The organism is Dysgonomonas sp. ZJ709 (assembly GCF_011039195.1).
GTDB lineage: Bacteria > Bacteroidota > Bacteroidia > Bacteroidales > Dysgonomonadaceae > Dysgonomonas.
The window spans coordinates 29,437-52,315 of sequence record NZ_JAAKEM010000023.1 but is presented as its reverse complement, the minus strand read 5'-3'; the positions used below and the strand labels follow the sequence as shown (position 1 = coordinate 52,315).

Annotated in this window: 15 protein-coding genes; 5 read left to right on the top strand and 10 right to left on the bottom strand. The window is 38.6% G+C overall.

The genetic code is table 11. From position 1 onward, the window contains the following. Positions 1 to 50: 50 nt before the first annotated feature. From G7Y56_RS14125 to G7Y56_RS14105, 5 genes are all read right to left on the bottom strand, one after another. Positions 51 to 1,508, bottom strand: coding sequence for an amidohydrolase (locus G7Y56_RS14125; protein WP_165044414.1), 1,458 nt, complete (start codon positions 1,506 to 1,508; stop codon positions 51 to 53). A gap of 345 nt (positions 1,509 to 1,853) precedes the next feature. Next, positions 1,854 to 2,858 (bottom strand): TlpA disulfide reductase family protein, encoded by a 1,005-nt coding sequence (locus G7Y56_RS14120; protein WP_165044412.1) that lies wholly within the window; start codon positions 2,856 to 2,858, stop codon positions 1,854 to 1,856. Between the two features lie 4 nt (positions 2,859 to 2,862). Further along, complete coding sequence (locus tag G7Y56_RS14115; protein WP_165044410.1) at positions 2,863 to 4,344, bottom strand: RagB/SusD family nutrient uptake outer membrane protein; 1,482 nt, start codon at positions 4,342 to 4,344, stop codon at positions 2,863 to 2,865. A 12-nt stretch (positions 4,345 to 4,356) separates the two neighbouring features. After that, positions 4,357 to 7,545, bottom strand: a complete 3,189-nt coding sequence (locus tag G7Y56_RS14110) for a TonB-dependent receptor (protein ID WP_165044408.1) — start codon at positions 7,543 to 7,545, stop codon at positions 4,357 to 4,359. A gap of 95 nt (positions 7,546 to 7,640) precedes the next feature. Then, a complete protein-coding gene (locus tag G7Y56_RS14105) occupies positions 7,641 to 8,570 on the bottom strand; it encodes a hypothetical protein (RefSeq protein WP_165044406.1) in 930 nt (309 codons plus the stop codon). Between the two features lie 182 nt (positions 8,571 to 8,752). On the opposite strand from G7Y56_RS14105, the gene G7Y56_RS18660 reads away from it, so the two are divergent. Further along, the gene (locus G7Y56_RS18660) at positions 8,753 to 8,878 is read left to right on the top strand and encodes a hypothetical protein (RefSeq protein ID WP_255498765.1); all 126 of its coding nucleotides are present in this window, start codon (positions 8,753 to 8,755) and stop codon (positions 8,876 to 8,878) included. 243 nt (positions 8,879 to 9,121) lie between these two features. Here G7Y56_RS18660 and G7Y56_RS14100 read toward each other — a convergent pair whose 3' ends face one another. Then, positions 9,122 to 11,056, bottom strand: a complete 1,935-nt coding sequence (locus G7Y56_RS14100) for a heavy metal translocating P-type ATPase (protein ID WP_255498764.1) — start codon at positions 11,054 to 11,056, stop codon at positions 9,122 to 9,124. A 269-nt stretch (positions 11,057 to 11,325) separates the two neighbouring features. Between G7Y56_RS14100 and galA the strand changes: the two genes are divergently transcribed. Then, complete coding sequence (gene galA, locus G7Y56_RS14095; RefSeq protein WP_255498763.1) at positions 11,326 to 14,145, top strand: beta-galactosidase GalA; 2,820 nt, start codon at positions 11,326 to 11,328, stop codon at positions 14,143 to 14,145. A gap of 26 nt (positions 14,146 to 14,171) precedes the next feature. Further along, the gene (locus G7Y56_RS14090) at positions 14,172 to 16,595 is read left to right on the top strand and encodes a glycoside hydrolase N-terminal domain-containing protein (protein WP_165044404.1); all 2,424 of its coding nucleotides are present in this window, start codon (positions 14,172 to 14,174) and stop codon (positions 16,593 to 16,595) included. A gap of 76 nt (positions 16,596 to 16,671) precedes the next feature. Here the strand turns inward: G7Y56_RS14090 and G7Y56_RS14085 are convergent, their stop codons facing one another. Both G7Y56_RS14085 and G7Y56_RS14080 read right to left on the bottom strand, forming a co-directional pair. After that, the gene (locus G7Y56_RS14085) at positions 16,672 to 17,382 is read right to left on the bottom strand and encodes a trans-aconitate 2-methyltransferase (protein WP_165044402.1); all 711 of its coding nucleotides are present in this window, start codon (positions 17,380 to 17,382) and stop codon (positions 16,672 to 16,674) included. Positions 17,383 to 17,452: 70 nt separating this feature from the next. Continuing rightward, positions 17,453 to 18,355: a LysR family transcriptional regulator gene (locus G7Y56_RS14080; RefSeq protein WP_165044400.1), complete on the bottom strand. Its 903-nt coding sequence runs from the start codon at positions 18,353 to 18,355 to the stop codon at positions 17,453 to 17,455. 111 nt (positions 18,356 to 18,466) lie between these two features. Between G7Y56_RS14080 and G7Y56_RS14075 the strand changes: the two genes are divergently transcribed. Together G7Y56_RS14075 and G7Y56_RS14070 are read left to right on the top strand one after the other, a co-directional pair. Next, on the top strand, positions 18,467 to 19,075 hold the full coding sequence (locus tag G7Y56_RS14075) for an NAD(P)H-dependent oxidoreductase (protein WP_165044398.1): 609 nt from the start codon (positions 18,467 to 18,469) through the stop codon (positions 19,073 to 19,075). A gap of 55 nt (positions 19,076 to 19,130) precedes the next feature. Further along, positions 19,131 to 19,952, top strand: coding sequence for an aldo/keto reductase (locus tag G7Y56_RS14070; protein WP_165044396.1), 822 nt, complete (start codon positions 19,131 to 19,133; stop codon positions 19,950 to 19,952). A 269-nt stretch (positions 19,953 to 20,221) separates the two neighbouring features. On the opposite strand, the gene G7Y56_RS14065 is transcribed toward G7Y56_RS14070, so the two are convergent. Both G7Y56_RS14065 and G7Y56_RS14060 read right to left on the bottom strand, forming a co-directional pair. Continuing rightward, positions 20,222 to 21,067 (bottom strand): endonuclease/exonuclease/phosphatase family protein, encoded by an 846-nt coding sequence (locus G7Y56_RS14065; protein ID WP_165044394.1) that lies wholly within the window; start codon positions 21,065 to 21,067, stop codon positions 20,222 to 20,224. Between the two features lie 15 nt (positions 21,068 to 21,082). Then, positions 21,083 to 22,873, bottom strand: coding sequence for a RagB/SusD family nutrient uptake outer membrane protein (locus G7Y56_RS14060; RefSeq protein ID WP_165044392.1), 1,791 nt, complete (start codon positions 22,871 to 22,873; stop codon positions 21,083 to 21,085). Positions 22,874 to 22,879: the final 6 nt, after the last annotated feature.

The window sequence follows — 22,879 nt, the reverse complement described above, 5'->3', positions numbered from 1 at the left end:
AGATAAAGTTCAGAACAATTGACATTCTGTCCTTTAGAATCTAATATGATTTATTTCTTCACACGATAATCTAACGCAGGGGCTCTGTCTCCCAACAAAAGAGTATATTCGAAATCGGGTCCTCTCCTCTTTCCAAATTCATCTTTTATATCTTTTAAAAGTTGTGGATCGGTATAAAGATCTATTGCCGAAAGAGAAAATACTTTAGCTGTATTGATCAGTGATTTCGTTCCGATAGTAGAACCACCCGAAGCCACATTCTGCCAGCTATGACCCGAACTGCCCGGAACAAACGTTGCCGTATTGAATGTAACAGTAGGAACTACCCAACTTACATCGCCCACATCGGAAGAACCACCGCCGAGAGAAGGCTTTTCGTTTTCGAGCGGTTTTACAGTTTCTGCCTGCTTCAATGTGGCAATATCTTTATTAAGACCTTTTACAATCTCTTCTGCAAAAGCTCTTTCGCGTGCATCGTAATGAACCCCTCCTACTATTTCAAGATTTTTCTGAACCAATTCCGCTAGTTTACGGTTATTCAATTTTTCGTAAAACCCTGATATAATTTCAGACTTTACTTTGGTTTGAGTACCTAAGGCCGCACCTTCTGATGCCTGTCCTACCCACTCTACAAGGTCTTTCAGGATTTCTCTTTTAGGACTGCGGATATAGTAAGATACCTTTGCATAGTCGGGTACAACATTCGGTGCCTCGCCTCCATTTGCTATCACATAGTGAATACGCGATGAAATAGGAACATGTTCGCGAAGCATATTAACCATATAATTCATTGATTCGACACCATCGAGAGCCGAACGTCCCTTATCGGGGCTACCTCCTGCATGAGATGCTATTCCGAAGAAACTATAATCGACCATCAATATAGCTGTGCCTGTATCGGTTGTTACCTGATTACCTGTACCCGGATGCCAGTCCAGCACAACATCTACTCCATTAAATAAACCATCACGAACAAGATACACCTTGCCACCGCCACCTTCTTCGGCCGGTGTTCCGTACACCTTAATCGTTCCCACATGATTATTTGCGGTGAGCCATTGTTTGATGGCAATTGCTCCGGCTACTGCGCCTACTCCGAAGGTATTATGTCCGCAACCATGACCACTACCGCCTTCTATCAATGGTTTGCGGTATGGAACTGTATCTTGCGACAATCCGGGAAGTGCGTCATATTCAGCCAGTACAGCTATTACAGGGCTACCCGAACCATAGCTTGCTACAAAAGCGGTCGGCATACCAGCCACTCCTGCCTCTACTTTAAAGCCGTTTTCTTGCAAATGTTTTTGCAAAAGAGCCGAGCTGTTTGTTTCTAAAAATCCTAATTCGGGATTAGCCCATATAGTCTTCTGCAACTTGTCATAAACAGCGAATGAATTGTTTAAGTATTCAACGGCAGCATTATTTAACGGATTCTTTTTATCCTTCTTTTGGGCATATATATTATGACATAAGATTGTCAAGACACATATAAATAATATTCTTTTCATCGTTAGTATATTTATATTTAAGTAATTTAATTTGAGTTCAATACAAGAGAAAAATAACTAATAAAATCTTTTAGAAGAACCTGTCATTCCGATAGATTAACCCCTCGCAGCCTCCTTAAAGGAAAAATCTAAAAAGGGATTCTTGTCATCCCGAACTGAAAGGAGGGATCTCGACTTCTCTTTGCTATAGGATAATAGATCGCTCCTTTCAGTTCGGGATGACAGAGATAAAGAGATTAGCTAATTGTACATAATTATTTCGCAAAGCCCCTCTTAGCTTCTATCTTCGAGAAGTTATGGCGAACTTTCGTTCCTAAGCATGACGGAGAGAAAATAAATCATTAATTATAGCTTTTCTTTTGATGTCAAAAATTCGTTTAATACTTTATCCAATTCTTCACCTCTAAGGTTTTTGGCAACGATCACTCCATCTTTGTCAATTAAGAAATTAGCAGGTATAGCTCTTACTCCATATAATTTAGCAGGCTGACTATCCCAAAACAAAAGATCGGAAACATGAGTCCATGTAAGATTATCTTTCTCAATAGCTTTCAGCCACCCATTTTTATCCTTATCCAGCGAAACGGCAAAAATATTGAAGCCTTTATCTTTGTATTTATCATACACCTTTACCAGATTTGGATTTTCTCTGCGACAAGGACCACACCATGATGCCCAGAAATCGAGCAGAACATAACCTTTACCCAATTGATCGGAGAATTTTATGGGATTACCTTCCGTATTATTCGCTGTAAAATCAGGAGCCGCCTTTCCTACGGACACTATTTCAAGTGTTTTGGTTAGGTCTTCAAGCGTTTTTACATAAGGAGTATTCCATAGAGAAGAATCGAGCAAAGCGATATTTGATTTGATTTCTTCGGGAGATAACCTATATGAAAAATCACGATACAGAACATAAGCAGAGACTAAAGATTTTGGATTTTGCTTGATAAAATCAGAGATTTCAACGCCTTTTTGTGCCTTATATGCAACGAACAAATCTTGTAACTCTGACCCGGTTACTGTACTATTACGATAATATGACGATGAATCTAATTTGATTGTCACCGGATTATTATCAAGGAATAATAGTAACGAACTTTTAATGGTATCAAGTGATAGGGCATAGATCTCGGGTAACGCTACCTCTTTAGAAAAACTGAATTGCCCGTTTTCGATTTTAGCCGAATCAATTACATGATACATCTTATTATTAAACTTCTGCAAGTAGACTGTTCCCGAAGGAATGTTCTCTACTACACCACTAATTGTCAACCCACTTTTTGTTTTTTCTCCGCACGATGCTAATGCTAAAGAAAATATGATTGCTGATAATATATACTTTCTCATTATATTAATTATTTAAATTCGGATTGTTATTAATCTCGGTCACAGGTATTGAGAAAAGATAGTAAGGACTATTAGGAACCAATTCTGTTTTGTTAGGAAAAGTCCATACATAATGCCCTCTTAATACGATAGTGCCGTTTCCTGTATCGTATGTCTCCGTAGATTCGTTCCTTAGAGGAGCACGTTGAAGGCGCAGAATATCTTGTAAGCGGAAACCTTCACCCCAAAGCTCACGACGTCTTTCGAGTAGGATTTCTTCGATCAATTGGTTTTCATTCAAACTGGCAGTAGTTAATGCTGACAGGTTTCTATTCTGACGTATCTCATTCAATGTCGTTACAGCACCATTCAGATCGTGGTTGCGAGCTTTACTTTCTGCTTCGATAAGAGCCATTTCAGAAGAACGCATTAATACGATATGTGCCGATTTATCGGATTTATTTACAAATTTCTTATATTTCAACCAGCGAAACAATGGATCTGAACTATTGGTTACTGCTTCGAAAAGTGAAGCTCTGATATCGTTCTTTTTATCGAACAAGTTATAGAAATACGGATCGGGCATAATGCTGCGATACCCTGTACTAGGTGTCACATCGAGATAAGCAAAATAAGATGCTCCGCCTAAATTCTGATCGGCTGTTTGAGGGTGTCCCCATATCCATTCCACATTGCTCACATCGTTAAATCCTTGAAGGTATTGTGCTGCCTGCATAATCGGATATCCCGTTCTTGCTTTAGCGGCATATTGAGCGGCCAAAGTCCAGTTTTCCATCGTAAGATAGGTGCGGGCAAACAGTCCGTTGACTACGTTTATATCGGGACGGTTCTTTACCGAACGTTTAAAGCCTGTCAATAATTTTTCAGCTTCTGTAAGATCATCGATCACACGGTTATAGACATCTTCGACAGATGCTCTCGATTTAGATACCGAACTTGGAACAGTAGGTTCTGTGTAGATAGGTACAGCTTTAGCTGCTTTATCTTTAGCATACGTAAACTGATATTGACGAACCAAATTTAAATACACAAATGCACGCAAAGCATAAGCCTGTCCCTTTATATATTTTTTCTGATCCTCTTCGCCTTTTGCAGCATCTACTTTTGCAATAATATTGTTACAGTTGTCAATCACTTTATATTGTAGCGTCCAGAAAAACAAAGCTCTACGCGTGGTATTATCATACGGATCTCTATATGGATAAGAATCTCTGAACCCATAGACTCCATCACGAGCAATGGCATCATCGCCCATCACTTCCTGAGTCAGCATAATGGCCGCATATCCGGGGTTATCCTGCGATGTGGCACTTTCCATCAGATAGCGTAATGTGCCGTTTACAACAGCATCTACATTCGAGACAGTCGAGTATGTTTCATCACCTGTCAGATCGTCCGAAGGCGAGGTTTCAAAGAACCCATCACTACAAGAATTGAGCGTAAATAAAGAGATAAAAACGAGGTATATAATTATTTTCGATTTCATGACTGTTCTTTTTTAAAATGTTATATCTAAACCAAATGAGAATGATTTCTGTGCCGGATATCGGTAATATGTTACACCATCGACAGATTGCTCCGGATCCATTCCTTTATGACCGAACCATGTTAAGAGATTCTCTCCATTTACCCGCAGCCTCACATCTTTCAATCTCAATTGTGATAATATCGAGTTAGGTAGAGAGTAGACGAAATTTATATTCTTCAAACGTGCATAAGAAGCATCGTATAAGAAACGGGACGAAATAGAGTTCCAATTGGTTGTAGTTGTTGTCAAACGAGGATAGTTGGTCTGTGTATTTTCGGGAGTCCAACGATTAAGAGCTTCCTCTGTCCATGTACGCCCAAGATTATTACCGGTATGGGCAATCATCACCTCATCCAAATCCAGCACTTTACCTCCTATACTATACGAAATAAGAAATGACAATTCAAAATTCTTGTATCGCACGGTATTGGTCACACCTCCATATACATCGGGCAGAGAACTTCCTTGAAAATACTGGTCAGCATCGGCATATACATTTGTAGTGGTACGACCCGTAATACTTTTATTTCCATTGCCATCCGTGGTATATTCGTTTTTGTACCACAACGGATCACCATTTGCAGGGTCTACTCCTGCCCATTCTCTGATAAAGAAATCGTAAACCGATCCACCAACAGTCATTTTCTTAGTTGAACCTAATTGACCGATAGATCCCGATATAATTTCTTTTTGAGGCAGTTCTGTTATTTTATTTTTGAAATGGGCAATATTGAAGTTTACATCCCATTTCAAATCTTTATTTATGACAGGTACTACTATTATCTGAGCTTCAATACCTCTGTTGCGAAGAGCCCCAATGTTGGCATCTATTTCTCCAAATCCCAGTGAGGGCGCTAATGGTCGGCTAAACAACAAGTCTCGTGATTTTCTTTCGAAAACATCAATAGAGGTAATAAGTCGGTTATTGAAAGCTGCAAAATCAAGACCGAAATTCAAGTTTAAGTTAGTCTCCCATTTCAAATTGGGTGTTGGTAGTCTGGAACTAACCAATCCGGCTTGCCCTAAACTATTATAGATAGAATATAAATCCTGATAAGCATAATAAGTACCGAGATTGTCGTTGCCCTGCGCTCCGTAACTTATTCTTAAATCTAAGTTGTCAAGCCATTTTACATTCGACAGAAATGATTCTTTCTTCGCATTCCAAGAAGCACCTACCGACCAGAAATTACCCCAACGCGACTCTTTACTGAATCGTGACGATCCATCGCGGCGATAACTGGCAGATAAATAATAACGATGTAGGTAATCGTAATCAACTTTAGCAAGGAAACTAGATAGTTTATAATTGTCGGCAATACCTGTAAAGCTATTAAGCAACGAAGCAGCAGCAGGTTCTTCTTTTCCCAAGAAACCGAAATTGCTACGACTTCCCGATAATGTAGAAACATTGTAGCTGTAAACTTCGGGACCGGCTAAGATATTGAAAAAGTGAGTTTCATTAAATTTAGCGGTGTAATCGATAAAACTGTTTACTGTATACCCTATAGACCTGTTTGCACTTTTACTTACCGATCCACCGTTACTGATACCGGAACCATATGCCGGATTTGTATACGAATGAGTTGAACGGTTGCTATAATCGGCATTTGCACTGTTTCTTAATTTTAACCCATCAAGGAATGTAATAATAGCACTGGCACGGAATGAAACTATATCCTGCTTATTATCATATGTATTATACTTAGAAGAGCCTATCAGATTATTTCCTGTTGCGGCAGAACTCGGACGATAGTTACCAAAATCATACACCTTGTTTCCATCGGCGTCGAATATGTAAGAACCATCGGCATTGCGTTCAAATACAGGATATATATTGGCTACCAAACGCTGGAAGTTCGCATAGTTACCTTGACTACTGTCTGTTTGGGGTGGAGAACTTTGACTACTTGTAGATGCAGCCAAACCAAAACCCGTTTCTAACCATTTGTTTACATTCGATGTAATATTGGTTCGCGCATTGAAACGCTCAAAATCCGAACCTATTATAAAGCCTTTTTCTTTAATGTATCCTCCGGAGAAAAAATATTTTGAATTATCACCTCCGCCATTTATACTAAGGTCTATTTGCTGACGCACTCCTGTACGAGATAGGGATTCACCCCAACTATCATCCCACAAAGGGGTTGCTCCGGCTACAATTTTGCCATCTGCTCCAACAGGGTTAGGAAAATTAGTTCCATAGGGATTAATTTTCAAAGCATTTGCTACTTCGCCCGAAGCATAAGCTGCCGCCTCAGCACCCGATCTGCCTTGATCGAGTTGATTATTGCGAATGGCTTCCCATTGCAGCTCGAAGTAGTCGTTAGTAGCCAACGTTTTGTAATCTTTCACGGCACGTGATGTGAATCCGATAAGTGTTGAAAGAGAAACCACAGGTTTCGATTTTAATGTTCCTTGTTTCGTTGTGATAATAATTACACCGTTAGCGCCACGTGATCCATATAAAGCGCTTGCAGTGGCGTCTTTCAATACGGAAATAGACTGAATATCGTTTGCTGCAATGGAGCTGATACTTCCCGAAAAAGGTACTCCATCTACAACATATAGCGGATTACTCGACGCATTTACCGAGCCCACCCCTCTCAGAAAGATAGTGGCATCGCTACCCGGCTGTCCGGCAGACGATATAGATTGGAGTCCGGGAACTGTACCTTGCAAGGCATTAGTTACATTCGTTATCTGGAATTTTGCTAAATCTTTGCTCCCGACCACAGCTATGGAACCTGTATAGGTCGATTTGCGGGCAGTACCATAACCTACTACTACAATTTCATCGAGAATATTCAGATTCTCGGAAATTGTTACTATAATAGGTTCTTCGGCATCGTATACATCAATCTCTTGTGTTCTGTAACCAATAAGATTAACTGACAATGTAACAGGAAGCTGCCTGTTTGTTGTGAATACAAATTCACCATCCAGACCAGTCAATACACCATCGGTGGTAGACTTAAGAGCAACGGTCGCTCCTGCCACAGGTGTATTTGTTCTTTCATCGATCACCTTACCTCGTATCGAAGTCTGGCTATACAAACTAAATGAAGAAAAAAGAAAGAGTCCTAAAAAAACATAAACATGTTTCTTCTCCGGCAGGAACAACAGATTGTTCCTGAAAAAATTCAATATATTTGTCATATTCTAAATTATGTTTAGATCAAGTGCTCCTTTCTCCGACGGCAAATTGGTATGGGAGCACTTACTCTTTTTTATTGGGATTTATCAGCAGGTTATTATTTGGTGAGAGTTAGGAGTTTGTCTTCAACTTTTTTTGCTTGAGACACCAGTGTCTTTTTATCGGGATTCAAAAAACCATAGTCGTGGTTAAGTTGCTGTCCTTCTGACAATACCCATTTCAAGAAACCATTAAGTGCAAGACTATTTTCGGTGTTATATACAAAACCAATATTCTGAACTGGGATAAGGTCTATCGACTCATTTTCGAGTAAAGACAGCACCTGATCTATAGCAGCCCCATCTAATGCTTGTCGGTATTCTTTCTTAATATCCAATGGCAGTAAAACAATATTTTCTTTCAGGTGGCGGGTCTTAACATCGTAAATATAATTCAGCGTATTAAACGTAATTCCTGTATTATCTTTTTGAATAGCATTCAATAGAAAAAGGTCGTCACCCGATACTTTCTTCCCTTTCAGATTAGTGGTCTTATATCCGAAATATTCTGCGAAAAGTAGGGACACCGATGTTTTATTATTGCCCGAATAAACGGTTACATTGTATTTCTCTTTTGTTTTTTTATTTGCTTCATCCAATAGGTCTTTCTCGAAGAATAGTTGTTCTATATCTTTTTTGGAGAATCTATTATCACCCGATTCGCTGATCAGAGTATTTTGTGGGGTAGTGATAGGCAAAAGGGCATAACGACCGACATAAACGACTTGTTGATTCCCATGCAAATCATCGTTCGATAATTCGGTGGTAACAAATTCGAGATCGATATCTTCGGCTTTAGTTTCCTTATCAGCCAATGCCAATTTTACATTATCGTTTTCTTTTGCATACCCTTCAATCCATTTTTGGATTAATGGGGTAGTGAATTTACTGGCTTTAATATAAATAACATCATTTTGCTTTTCTTGAGCTGATATGGATAAAACAAAAGACAGTAATATGGATAGGGGTATAAATCTTAACTTTTTCATCTTTTCTATTATAAAATAAATATATCCGGTACAGGTATTTTGGAGTCAAAGACTAATTATTCAATTGCTTTAATGCAATCTAGCTTAACTATTTTGCTATATTTGAAATACTAAAAAGTCATTACTCTTCACTACGAAAGAATAATTTGAATGTAATCGGGAGATGTAAACAGTATTAGTACATGCGACAGCAGCACATTCGCATAGAAAAGGGAGAAAGGATAGTGCGGAAAGAAGAAGTAGTAGTTGTGGAAGGAATAGTAGAACTGGAAACTTCGCGTTTCTTAAAAGCGGCAAATATCTTCTGAGAAGAAGGCCGCAATCGTTCGGGGGTTTTGAATAGGATTTTCATAAACATTTTTCTTTTAGATTAATTCTGCCAACTGTTTATTTTTGTTGTACAAAGTTATTGATCTTTAAAAGCATGAGAAATACCATATCCATGGTATTTTTATCCCATAAGTAAGGTATTATGATAAAAAGGCCTGATTCTCCCATTAAGAACCAAGCCCTTTTTATTCACATAAACGCCATATATAAAACTAGGAAACTTAAAACTTCTTATTTAAAATTCGTACCGCATTTAATATAGCAAGCAGTGCTACGCCAACATCTGCAAACACAGCTTCCCACATTGTAGCAAGTCCGCCCGCCCCAAGTATTAAGACCAAAGCTTTCACCACAAAAGCAAGAATAATATTCTGAACAACGATCCGCTTCGTGTACTTTGCGATCTTTATAGCGGTTACAATCTTAGAAGGTTGATCTGTCTGAATGATGACATCCGCTACTTCGATAGCAGCATCGCTCCCCATACCTCCCATAGCTATTCCTATATCGCTAAGCGCTAGAGATGGAGCATCGTTAATACCATCGCCAACAAAGGCTATAACATTCGATTTATCTGCTTTCAGATTTTCAATATACCCTACTTTATCTTCGGGTAATAAATCGCCGTAAGCTGATTTAACACCTAACCTTTCGGCCAGCTGTTGTGTTATAGACATATTGTCACCGCTTAGAATCACAGTCTGTTTAATACCGTTTTTATACATCTCGCTGATAGCTAAAGCAGCATCTTCTTTCTCCTCATCGGCAACAGTAATATATCCGCTATATTTATTATCGATGGCAATCACTACAACCGTTTCGACAAGAGTGTCAATATTTCTATCATAATCGATATTGTATTTTTGCAGCAATTTAGAATTGCCGGCTAAAACATTTTTAGAATCTACCTCCCCTTGAAGTCCATAGCCGGAAATCTCTTTCACATTTGCTACTACATGCTTTCTCTTTGATTTTCCTCTATATTCGCCAATGGCTTTTGCGATTGGATGATTAGAGTGACTTTCCAAAGCTGCAACAATGCTCATAAAGGTTCGTTCGTCATAGTCTGGAGAAACTATATTCTGCACTTTAAACACTCCTTTGGTGAGTGTGCCCGTTTTGTCCATCACCACTGTATTCACTTTTGTCATAAGGTCTAAATAGTTTGCACCTTTAAACAAAATGCCGTTTCGCGATGCTGCCCCTATCCCACCGAAATATCCTAAAGGTATAGAAATGACCAAGGCACAAGGGCATGAAATAACGAGAAAAACCAAAGCACGGTACAACCAATCTTTAAACAAATAACCATCGACTAAGAAGTAAGGTACAATAGTAATCAGCAACGCTAAAAGAAACACAATCGGAGTATATATTTTAGCGAATCTTCTTATCAACAGTTCTGTCTTGGCTTTTCTTGATGTAGCATCCTGAACCATTTCAAGAATTTTGGCTAAAGAGCTATCTGAATATTCTTTTTCAACTTTTACTTCAATCACATTATCTAAATTTACCATACCCGCTAAAACGTTCTCCGCTTCTCTGATTGTTTTAGGCCTACTTTCACCTGTCAAGGCTGATGTATTAAAGGTGCTTTGAGCTGATAATAAAACTCCGTCCAAAGGCACTTTTTCTCCGACCTTTACTTGAATCGTTTCACCAATAGCCACACTTTCGGGCGATACGGTTTTATAACGACCATCGCGTAAGACAGAAGCTGAATCGGGTCGGATATCCAATAATGCTTTGATATTGTTCTTTGCTTTATTGACTGCCGATTCCTGAAATAATTCACCAATGCTATAAAAGAGCATTACAGCAACCCCCTCGGGATATTCGCCAATAGAGAAAGCCCCCAGGGTAGCAATACTCATCAACGAAAACTCATTAAAGAAGTCCTTCTGCATAATTGCTTTCACAGCTTCTTTTATAACGGGAAATCCAACTGGAATATAGGCAACGAGATACCATATCAGTCGGATATAACCTGTAAAGAAATTATTCTGTATATAATTATCAAAAGCAATACCTATAAGTAATAATATAAAGCTCAACACGGCAGGAGCATATATCCTCCATGTTCGTTCCGAACCATCGTTCTGACTACATCCGCAACAGTTTGATTCTTGTTCTTCTGCATGTATCATTTTTCTCATATTTAATTAATTAGTACAAAGGTAAGGATTACAGTTTGCAACTTAGTTGCAAACATTAAGTACCGATAATAAAATATTATATTATCTTTACATCAATACCTGACTAGCTAATGAAAATAAATGTTTAACCTTTTATCTGAATCAGATAATCAAAAAACCATTCCTTGAAAAATCAATTGTCTTTCAAATAGATTCGATAATAAATCAATCTCAAATAATAAATAGAAGCCTATTGGTCTTCGATAGACCCAATAATTCAAATAAGTTGCATGAAAAAAATTACATTACTCGTTCTCTTCCTTGGCTGTATGATAAACAGCTATAGCCAACAACCTTCAAGTACAAAAGCAGAGCGCCTCTCTCTTGATAATGGCTGGAAATTTCATTTGGGTGATATACCTTTCCCTGTTATTAAAGGGCACAACAATAGCTACAATAATGCAAAAGCCGCAAGAGCATCGGGCGCAGCATCTCCCACTTTCGATGATAAGGAATGGAGAACATTAAATCTCCCGCATGATTGGGCAGTAGAAATGCCTTTCGACTCCACAGAAAACTTATCACAAGGTTATAGAAAACGTGGATTCGGATGGTATCGCCGATATTTCAAAGTAGATACTTCCGATAGGGGTAAAAATATAGAACTCCAATTTGACGGTATTGCAACTCATTGTACCGTATGGGTAAATGGCACTGTTATACATCGTAACTGGTGCGGCTATACTTCTTTTTATGTTGATATAACCCCATTGATAAAATATGGGGACGAAATAAATAATATTGCAATACGAGTCAATGCAGAAGCACAAGAAGGATGGTGGTATGAGGGAGCAGGCATTTATCGCCATACATGGCTGGTTAAAAGATCTCCGGTTCACATAATTACTGATGGGCTATATGCTAATCCAATAAAAAAAGCTGATGGAACCTGGGAAATACCCACGGAAATAACATTAGCAAATTCAGGAAAAGAAGATTCAGAGATAGAAGTTGAAGTTGGTTTACTTGATAAAAAAGGGAACCTTATTTGCAAAAATCAAACTACGACCCAAGTAGAAGTTTTCGGTCAGGCTATAGCCAAATTGAATCTTCCTGTTTCTAATCCGATGTTATGGTCGACAGACGAACCTACTTTGTATAAAGTGTATGCCAAAGTAAAACAAAACGGAGTAGTTATAGACGAGACAATTACCTCTTGTGGATTTCGTACCATGCGATTTGACAAAGACACCGGTTTCTACCTCAACGATAAACCAATGAAGATTAAAGGTGTATGTAATCATCAGGACCATGCCGGAGTTGGTGTGGCTGTTCCTTCATCGATATGGGAATTTCGTTTGCGCAAACTTAAAGAGATGGGTGTAAACGCCTATCGATGTGCGCACAATCCTCCTGCCAGAGAATTTTTGGAAGCTTGCGATAGCATAGGTATAATGGTAATGGACGAAAACCGCCTCTTCAACTCTTCACCCGAATATATTTCACAACTACAATGGCTAATTCGTAGAGACCGCAATCATCCAAGTGTGATAATGTGGTCTGTATTCAACGAAGAACCGATGCAAGGAACAGAGGTCGGCTATGAAATGGTTCGTAAAATGACTGCAGAAGTGAAAAAACTCGATAATACACGCCCTGTGACGGCTGCAATGAATGGCGGACTTTTTGCTCCTATCAATGTATCTCAGGCAGTCGATGTTGTAGGATTCAACTATCAGGAATGGGCATACGATGACTTCCGAAAAGCAAACCGGGATATGTGCCTTACAAGTTCGGAAGATGTATCCGGTACGATGGTACGCGGCGAATATGTTACTGATGCCGACAAACGCCTTCTTGATTCGTACGATACCCAACATCCTAGTTGGGGAACAACACATCGAAAAAGCTGGAAAGATATAAATGAACGCCCTTGGCTGGCAGGATGTTTTATTTGGACAGGATTCGATTACAGGGGAGAACCAACTCCTTATACTTGGCCCACTGCAAGTTCTAATTTTGGAATTATGGATTTGTGCGGTTTTCCTAAAATGGCATTTTACCTGCATCAGGCACAATGGATACAAGACCGCCCTATTATTCATTTAGTACCTCATTGGAACTGGCCTGTCGACAGTATTGGTAAAGAAATTAAAGTCATGGTATTAAGCAATGCCGACAAAGTGAAACTCTTACTGAACGGAAAAACGATCGGAGAACAGATCGCTGACAAATATGAAATGAATACATGGCTAGTTCCCTATGCACCAGGAAAACTTGAAGCTATCGGATATAAGCAAGGGAAAGAAGTATCGAGAACGAAAGTAGAAACAACAGGGAATCCTTCACAATTAAATTTAATAGCAGATAGAAGCGCCCTAAATGGAGACGGCCGTGACGCGATGCCCATTACAGTAGAGGTATTAGATACAAAAGGCAGGCATGTGCCGACAGCTAATATTCCAATTGAGTTCGAAATAAGTGGACCAGGAAGAATTATTGGATTAGGAAATGGAAACCCGAATTCTCATGAACCCGAGAAAGGTACAAAACGGAGTTTATTCAATGGCTTGGCACAAGTCATCATACAAAGTGATGAGAATTCGTCGGGTGAAATAATCTTAACCGGAAAATCTTCGAATGTTAAACCCTTTACTATAAAGATAAAAGTGAATAAATCGGAGCAGATACCATCTGTTGCAACAGTATTTCCTGATTTAGTTCTTGACAAGTGGTTAGCCTCACCGGTATTTCTATCTAAACCCGATGCAACCATTGAAATAGCAGATAATGACATGAATAGTTGGGAGGCAATCAGACCCGGCCAACCTACCGAGATGAAAGATAATGGGTACATAATGTATCGTACAAATTTCATTCCTTATTCAAATCAACAGGGTAAAGAAGGAAATATTGTAATTAAAAAGCTAACAGGTAAGGCGCAAATCTGGCTCGATAGTGAATTGATCGCTACAAAAAACGAGGATGAAAGTAAAGATCTAGATATACCGTTTAAACCAAAATCGCAAAAACAGACTTTAAATATTATTATTGAAGCCTCGAAAGGAGATAAAGTCGGTCTTGGTGGTATGGTGACTGTTTCTGATTAAAGCTTATAATTATAAAATATATCGTAATGAAAATATACTCAAATATACTGACCTGCTTCATTCTATCGTGTTTTTGTTTATCTGCAACGGCCAAAGAGAAGCCATACAAACTATGGTACGACAAGCCGGCATCACGGTGGGAAGCATGTGTACCATTAGGCAATGGTCGCTTAGGTGCAATGCCTGATGGAGGTGTTTCGCACGAAAAGATTGTATTGAACGATATCACCTTATGGTCGGGCAGCCCTCAGAATGCTGATAATCCGGAGGCGTTTAAACATCTGCCTACAATACAGAAACTACTACTGGAAGGTAAAAATATATCGGCGCAAGAGGTGATGGGTAAAAACTTTATTTGTCTTGGAAAGGGATCAGGCTTGGGCAATGGGGCTAATGTTCCTTATGGCTCATTTCAATTAGTGGGAGATTTGTTGATTGATTATAATTATGGAATAGACTCATCCAAAATACAAGTGCAAAACTATTATAGAGATTTGGTATTGGATGATGCGATTGCCAAAACAGAATTCTCGATTGATGATACCAAATATACTCGCGAATATTTCGCCAGCTTCGACAATGATGTTATTATCATACATTATACGGCTAACGGCAAAAATAAAATTAATTTCTCGGCATCTCTCGACCGCCCCGAAAATTTCGCAGTAAAGACTGAAGACAATCAATTACAAATGTCGGGACAGCTAAACAATGGTGTCGATGGAAATGGAATGAAATATATCACCCGCCTTGAGATTAAACCTAAAGGGGGCAGAGTAATAGCGAAAGATAAATCGTTGCAAGTAGAAAATGCCGATGAAGCAACAATCTATATTTCCATTGCTACTGATTATAAAAACCCGTCCTATTTGGAATCTTCGCAGAAAAAGTTAGAGATTGCCCAAAAAGTAGACTATAATAGAGAAAAGATAGAACATACTAAAAACTTCCAGACATTATTCGGTAGAGCAGACATCAATATAGGGGGTATAGACAAATATGATCTGCCGACCGATAAACGATTAGAGGCATTTGCTACCAGTCCAAATGATAATGGATTAATTTCTCTTTATTTTCAATACGGCAGGTACCTCATGATTTCGAGCACAAGACCAGGGCTTTTACCCCCTAATCTGCAAGGACTATGGGCTAACGAAATAAATACACCATGGAACGGTGATTATCATTTGAACATCAATATCCAAATGAACCACTTTCCTCTTAATGTGACTAATCTGGGGGCTTTAAACGGACCATTTTTCGACTTGGTGAAAAGCATTGTGCCCTCCGGCGAAAAAACAGCAAAAGCCTATTACTCAGGCGACGGTTGGGTAGCACATGTTATTACAAATATATGGGGATATACATCTCCCGGTGAAGAGTATACATGGGGTTCATTTAATTCGGGATCGGCATGGCTATGCCAAATGCTTTGGAATCATTACGAATATACAAAAGACAAAGAGTATTTGAAGAAATTATATCCAATCATCAAAGGCTCTGCTGAATTCTATCTCAGCACAATGATCAAAGAACCCTCTCATGGATGGCTCGTAACAGCACCATCCAGTTCTCCCGAAAATGCTTTCATAATGCCAACCGGACAGCAGGCACATGTATGTATGGGCCCAACTATGGATAACCAGATAGTGAGATACTTATTTTCTAAGACGATAGAGGCTTCCACTGAGCTCAACAAAGATGAGAAGCTTCGCAAAAAGCTGAAAGATGCCATTGTTTTACTCCCTCCTAACCAAATTGGAAAAGACGGGCGATTACTGGAGTGGCTCGAAGAATATAAGGAAGTAGAACCTAAACATCGTCATATTTCGCATCTTTGGGGACTCTATCCCGGTGATGAGATAAATTCATCTACACCCGAACTTCAAAATGCTGCGCGAGCAACTATAAACGGCAGAGGCGAGGATGGCACAGGGTGGTCTTTGGCATGGAGGATGAATTTCTGGGCACGGTTGGGCAATGGCGAAAGAGCATTCGCTTCTCTGCAAAAGCTATTGAGTCCAACTCAGAGTAATTCAATATCGATGAATAGTTCAAGTGGAACGTATGATAATCTGTTTTGTGCCCACCCACCCTTCCAGATCGATGGAAATTTTGGTGGTACAGCAGGTATTGCAGAGATGCTTGTGCAAAGCCATCAGGGTTATATTGAGCTACTACCGGCTTTACCAAAAGGTTGGAAAGATGGAAATTTCTCAGGATTATGTGTGCGCGGAAATGGAGAGATCGATCTGGATTGGACTGATTCAAAACCAAACAAAATGAATATAAAAGCTCATTCGAAAAGTGAATTTAAAATAAAAATACCTGCTGGCATCTCCAAAACTGAAATAACAAAAAAAGGGAAAACAGAATTGGTAAATACCAACGATGAATTTATGATAATCCCTGTAGAAAAGGATGAGATTGTAAGTATTCAATTTATTTAAATCTGCATAATAAAAATGGAAAAAGGAGGTAATTAATTACCTCCTTTTTTTTATAATATTGCAAATTCCCGTTCTATTATTTTATACCGCCATACGCAGCAAAGCAAAGATTCTTATGCAAAACTTCGACTTTTCTAAAGCCTGTATTCTTCATCAGATCAAGCTGGAAATTCAAAGATCGTGGCGAATCCTCTATCTCGATATATTCTAAAACTTTATTTTTGTATTCCTCTCCGCCAATTTCGATTAAGTAATCACTATATTTTTCCCATATATAAGCTGTCAGAACATCAGAATCCTGAACTATAAGATCAGAGATCATCAAACATCCTCCCGGTTTCAACAAACGGTGTAGTTTCGAAAACGTAAAAAGCCAATCCGACTCGTCCCTAAGATGATGCAAAACTGCTCCTGCAAGAATAATATCATAGTGTTTGACAGGCAATTCAACTTTACGAAGGTCACCCTGAACGATTTCAACAGTACCTTTTGTTTCAGCCGAAACTCTTTCTTGTGCCTTTTCCAACATAGGCAGACTTAAATCTAAAAGCGTACAATTTAGATCGGGTAATTTAGAAAGCATCTTTAGTGTGTAGTTTCCGGCACCACACCCGACATCTAAAAGATTTTCGGCCTGAGGCCTTAGCCTTTTTGCCGATTCTGTAATTAATTCGAGTGAAATATTTGCATCAATAGTCGAAACTTGCCCGGTTTCGAGATTGGAGAATCTCTCAACATCTTTGTCGAACCTCTTCCTTATGTCTTCTATCGTAGATTTGTTGTCCATATACTGCAAAGATACCTAATTATAATTGTATATAAAGTGTCTAAATGCTGCTTTATTAGCAAAATATTTATCAAATTCCGTTCTTTAACTCTTTCGTAAAAATATCTTGCAACACCTTTAGCTCCTCGGTATAAATAGTCTTCTTTCTCTGTGCAAAATATAAAGTATTCTCCAATGGCTTATTACCCTCCCACACAATTTGAATATCACCGTTTTCAATTTGTTTTCTGCACAGGAAATCAGGTACAACAGCAAAGCCTTCCCGACCGGAGATACATCGAATAATAGAACTCATATTAGGCACTATAAAGTTCGGTTTAAAATCAGGTCTTTTATTGAAGTTCTGCATCCAGAAGTTTCGCAAATGCTCCATATCGCCCGTAGTGCCAAACCACTGCTGCTTATTAAGCCAATCCTCGCAATCTTCCACATTAGATATAAGTATATCACTAAACCCAGACACATCGTTTTCAGAGCCTGCAATCACAATAATACGTTCTTTTGAAAAGGGTGTAAATAAAATATTCAGTGCATCATCCTTTTGTGGTGTAATAACAAAGTCGAGAAGCCCTTTGTCAAGATCATTCAACATATCGGAATAATCGCCAAATTTGGAAATAAGATTAAAAGGCAGCTTACTTATATAAGGTTCGAGAACAAACTGAAATGTCTCGAAACACATTCCTATACTTATCCCTGTTTTATTAGCATCGCAATTACGAGAAAAATGCCTCTCGATAGTTTCCAGTTTTTTTATTTCGTCCACAACCGAATTGTATAACATTTTACCATGTTCGGTTGGCAGCATTTTACGCGTACCTCTATCGAAAAGCTTGTTTCCTACATGCGCTTCTAACGAATTTAGATGAAGACTGACTCCCGGTTGAGATATATAAAGTTTGTTTGCAGCAGACGTTAAAGACCCTGTTTCGTATATTGTTTTGAAGGTTCTGAACCATTCTAGATTTATCATAAAAACATACATATAATTATTATGATACAAATATATGATTTATATTATTTTATTTATCAAATATAAACCGTTAATTTTGTGCTATTATAATTAAAAAATAAAGAATCATTTATGAAAAAGATATTTATAATCAATGGAGGTCAGCACTTTGCACACTCCGGTGGTACATTTAATGCGACACTAACCAACTGGACTGCGGAGTTCTTCAAGAATGAACTGTCGGCCGAAGTTAAGATAACTAACATCAATGAGCCTTACATACCCGAAGAAGAAGTAAAAAACTTTGTGTGGGCAGATCTAATCATCTATCACACCCCTGTTTGGTGGTTTCACCTACCTTATAAACTAAAAGAATACATTGACCTTGTTTTCACAGCAGGACACAAAGCCGGTATTTATGTGAGTGACGGTAGAAGCCGACACAACGATAGCCCTAAATTGCATTATGGAACAGGAGGTTCATTACACGGACGAAAATACATGCTTACTACAAGTTGGAATGCGCCTATAGAGGCATTTACTGTGCCGGGCGAATTCTTCGACGAACATAGTGTAGATAATGTAATGATGGGTGTCCATAAGATGAATCAATTCACTGGTCTATCAAAGGTTGAAGGTTTTAACTTTCACGAAATGGAAAAAGATGTTACTCCCGAAAAGATAGAACAAGATAAAAAGGAGTATATTGAACATCTTAACATTATTTCAAAATCATTATAAACAGATTTCTAAGTAAAAGTTTAACTTTGGGTAATAACCTGATAAAAAGAAGAATATGAAAGAGTTTATTTTAAATAATGGCATAAAGATTCCGGCAGTGGGAGTCGGTGTATTCAGAGTAGAAGATGCTAATATAGCATACCAAACTGTCAAAACAGCATTATCTGTCGGATACAGACATATAGATACTGCAATGATATATGGCAATGAAGAAGCAGTAGGCAAAGCAATAAAAGATTCGGGCATTCCCCGCCAAGAGATATTCCTGACTACTAAACTTTGGAATGACGATCAGCGCTCCGGTAAAGTACAGGAAGCTATCGATGCCAGTTTGAAAAGACTAGGTACCGACTATATCGATCTGTACCTCGTTCACTGGCCTGTGAAAGAGAGTTATGTAAGTATCTGGAAAAAGATGGAAGAGGTCTACAAAAGCGGTAAGGCAAAAGCGATTGGTGTAAGCAATTACAATACACATCACTTGGATGATTTATTGAAAGAAGCCGAAATCGTTCCCGCTGTAAACCAAATAGAATGCTATCCTTATCTCACACAAGAGTCTGTGGTGAAATACTGCAAAGAAAAAGGTATCCATCCTCAAGCATGGGGACCTTTGGGCGCAGGCCAATCGGATGTTTTATCTAATCCTGTTGTAGTAGAAATAGCAAAGAAACATGGAAAATCGCCGGCACAAGTTGTACTTCGCTGGAATGTGGAGCGTGGTGTTATAGTGATACCTAAGTCGGTACACGAAGCAAGATTGATAGAAAATCTTAGCATCGACAATTTCAAACTAACAGATGAAGAAGCTAAACAGATAAATGCTTTAAATAAGAACTTACGCTTGGGAGCCGATCCCGAGACTTTCAACTTTTAAGTATATTTCTTATTCGGAATAGTCCGAAATAATTTAGGTCGTAAAGTAATACTTTACGACCTAACTATTTAAATACCTCTCTTGATTTAGCGTGAGTTCGATATAGCTAATATTGAATTTGTCATCCCGAACTGAAAGGAGGGATCTGTTATTCTATAACAAGAAATGGTCAAGATCCCTTACTACATATCGGGATGACAGAAGAAACGAAAGATAGATCGAGACTCATAACTATAATTATATTATGTTTATTTCAAGCTCACATTAATTTAGAAAATGACAGTTGCCATTATCGGGAAATGATCAGAAGGAAAACGCCCATATTGTGACTCGTTTAGCGTTGCATATCTGCTAACCGTAATCCCCTTAGTAACCCAAATATAATCGATACGATCTTTCATATTGGGTTCCATCTTAAATTGGCTCACAGTACCCAATGTGCCGTAAGGAGGAGTTTTAGTTATTTCGCGCGAGTCCAGAACAAAATCTGCTCCTTTTATTATTTGGATAGGTTCATCAAAAGGCTTGGAATTAAAGTCGCCCACACAGATAGTCGGAATATTCCCTGCAATTGCCTTTATTTTATCAATAAGCAACTTTGCAGATTCACGACGAGCCTCAACTCCCTGATGGTCGAAATGCAAACTAAAGAAATAAAATTCTTTACCGCTGCTTTTTTCTTTCAGTTTTGCCCACGAACAAATGCGACGATGTTTCACTGCATCCCAACCATAAGACGGGACATCGGGTGTTTGCGAAAACCAAAAATCTCCCTTATCTAAAAGTTCGAACCGCTCCTTTTTATAGAACACAGCAGAATGTTCGCCCGCTTCTTTTCCGTCGTCACGACCACCACCGACATAAGCATAAGTATCGCTTTCTGCAATCGCTTTTATCTGATTAATTAAACCTTCCTGAGTACCAAATACATCGAAATCGTGAAACTGAATAAGTGAGGTAACCATATCCTTACGATTAGACCATGTATCTATACCATCTCCGGGATTATCGTAACGAAGATTAAAACTAGCTACATTCATTTTTACTTTCTGCTGTGCGGATAAAGATCCGCACACAGAAAATAAAGAGATTAAAAGAATAATTACATTTTTCATAGTGTATATTATTATTTACCAACCTGTATTTTGAGGTTTCAGGTTAGGATTCATTAATATTGCGGATTCTGGAACAGGGTATAGATAGAACTTGTTATTCCATTTACGAGGAAGATTGTTCAGCCATGTTAATTCCCCACTAGTTCCATTTTTAAGTTGCTGTGGATTCACTTTACCACCCTTGTTCGGGTCGACATTCACATAAGTAACACCTTTGATCGGATCTTTAACAGGATCCTGATAGGTGAAGCAAACATCCAGGATTCCATCATTATTCAAATCCATAGGTACTTCTGTAGCCGGAACATAGAAACCGTTCCAATCCATTTCTATCAATTTTCCCTTGTTCCATCGTATAATATCGGGGAAGCGCAGACCCTCGAATACAAGTTCGATAGAACGTTCTCTTCTTATCTCCAATAAAGTAGGATCAGATATTTCGGGGAAATAACTAGCTTGAAAATAAGCATCGATAGTTGTTGGCTTGGCATTCAATCCACCTGTAATACCAGCCCTTGCCCGTAAGGCTCCAACAGTCTTTTCCCAATCCGAATTGGTAAGTGTACCCAGTTCAGCTTTAGCTTCAGCGTAATTCAACAGCACTTCAGCATAACGTATCAAAGGGATTGTGTTATCATTATTAGAACCACTATCATAATATACATCGTCCAGACAGAACTTAATCGGTTGATAACCTGTATAGGTGTACGAGAATATAGGAGGTGCGGCAACAGCAACCCCACCGTCTATTCTTTGATATCCGGGAGTGCGAATTGTTTGTTCAAGGCGTTTATCCCTATTCTTCACCTCATCTGAGAACGCCATTGTTTTATAACCCGGATTACCTGTAAATGCCGTTCCATCTAAATTTAAATAAGTATTCACAAAAACACGACTCAAACTGATACGTGATCCATAAGTAGAACTTGTCCACCACCAGTTAGCATCATTCAATACACTTTGCGATTTATCGCATACAGAAGCAAGTATCACTTCGGACTGGATTGCTTTCTGGCTTGTAAATAATTCACGATAGGCTTTAGATATACCGGAAGCAGTATATACAGTATATTTAAATTTAGCATCGGTCATTAATTGGTTTGCAGCATCGACAGATTCTTTTAGCCATTCATCAGCAGTTGACGACAGATTATACTCTGTATGATATTTTCTGAAAGTACCCTCAAACAAACAGACTCTAGATTTAAAAGCATATACAACTGCTTTAGTTATCAGCGAAGATGTCGGATCGGTATCCATAATAATATGTTTACTCGCATAATCCAGATCGCTCAAAACCGAATCCATCACTAAGGTTCTGGAATCACGTTCCGAATACAGATCGGGATCTTCTGTTTCCATCGCTTTATTAATCCATGGAACATCGCCATAACGCTTCACCTTATCGAAATAATAGTAAGCACGAAAGAAACGGGCTATTCCTATATAATTCTGTTTCACAGCATCCGGCAAAGAGGGGCTATTGCAGTTCCCGATAAAATAATTGATATTACGCAACCTCTGCCAATCTTGCCAGTCCCAACCAATATCGCTTCGCTGTGAGCTATATGCGCCTTCGCGAATAAAGTCGGGAACCTGAGTTCTTACCGAATAATCACACATATTATCCATTTGAGTAGCCGCAGATGCACTCGGCAAAATATTGTAGAATGAATAAGTGTATAACTTCAATCCATCTTCACTGTTAAAAACAGGTTCTTTTGTAACATTCGATTTAGGATTTTCGTCCAAATTACACGAAATGAAGCCACAAATCATCAATAATGCAAATATTATCTTTTTCATATACAT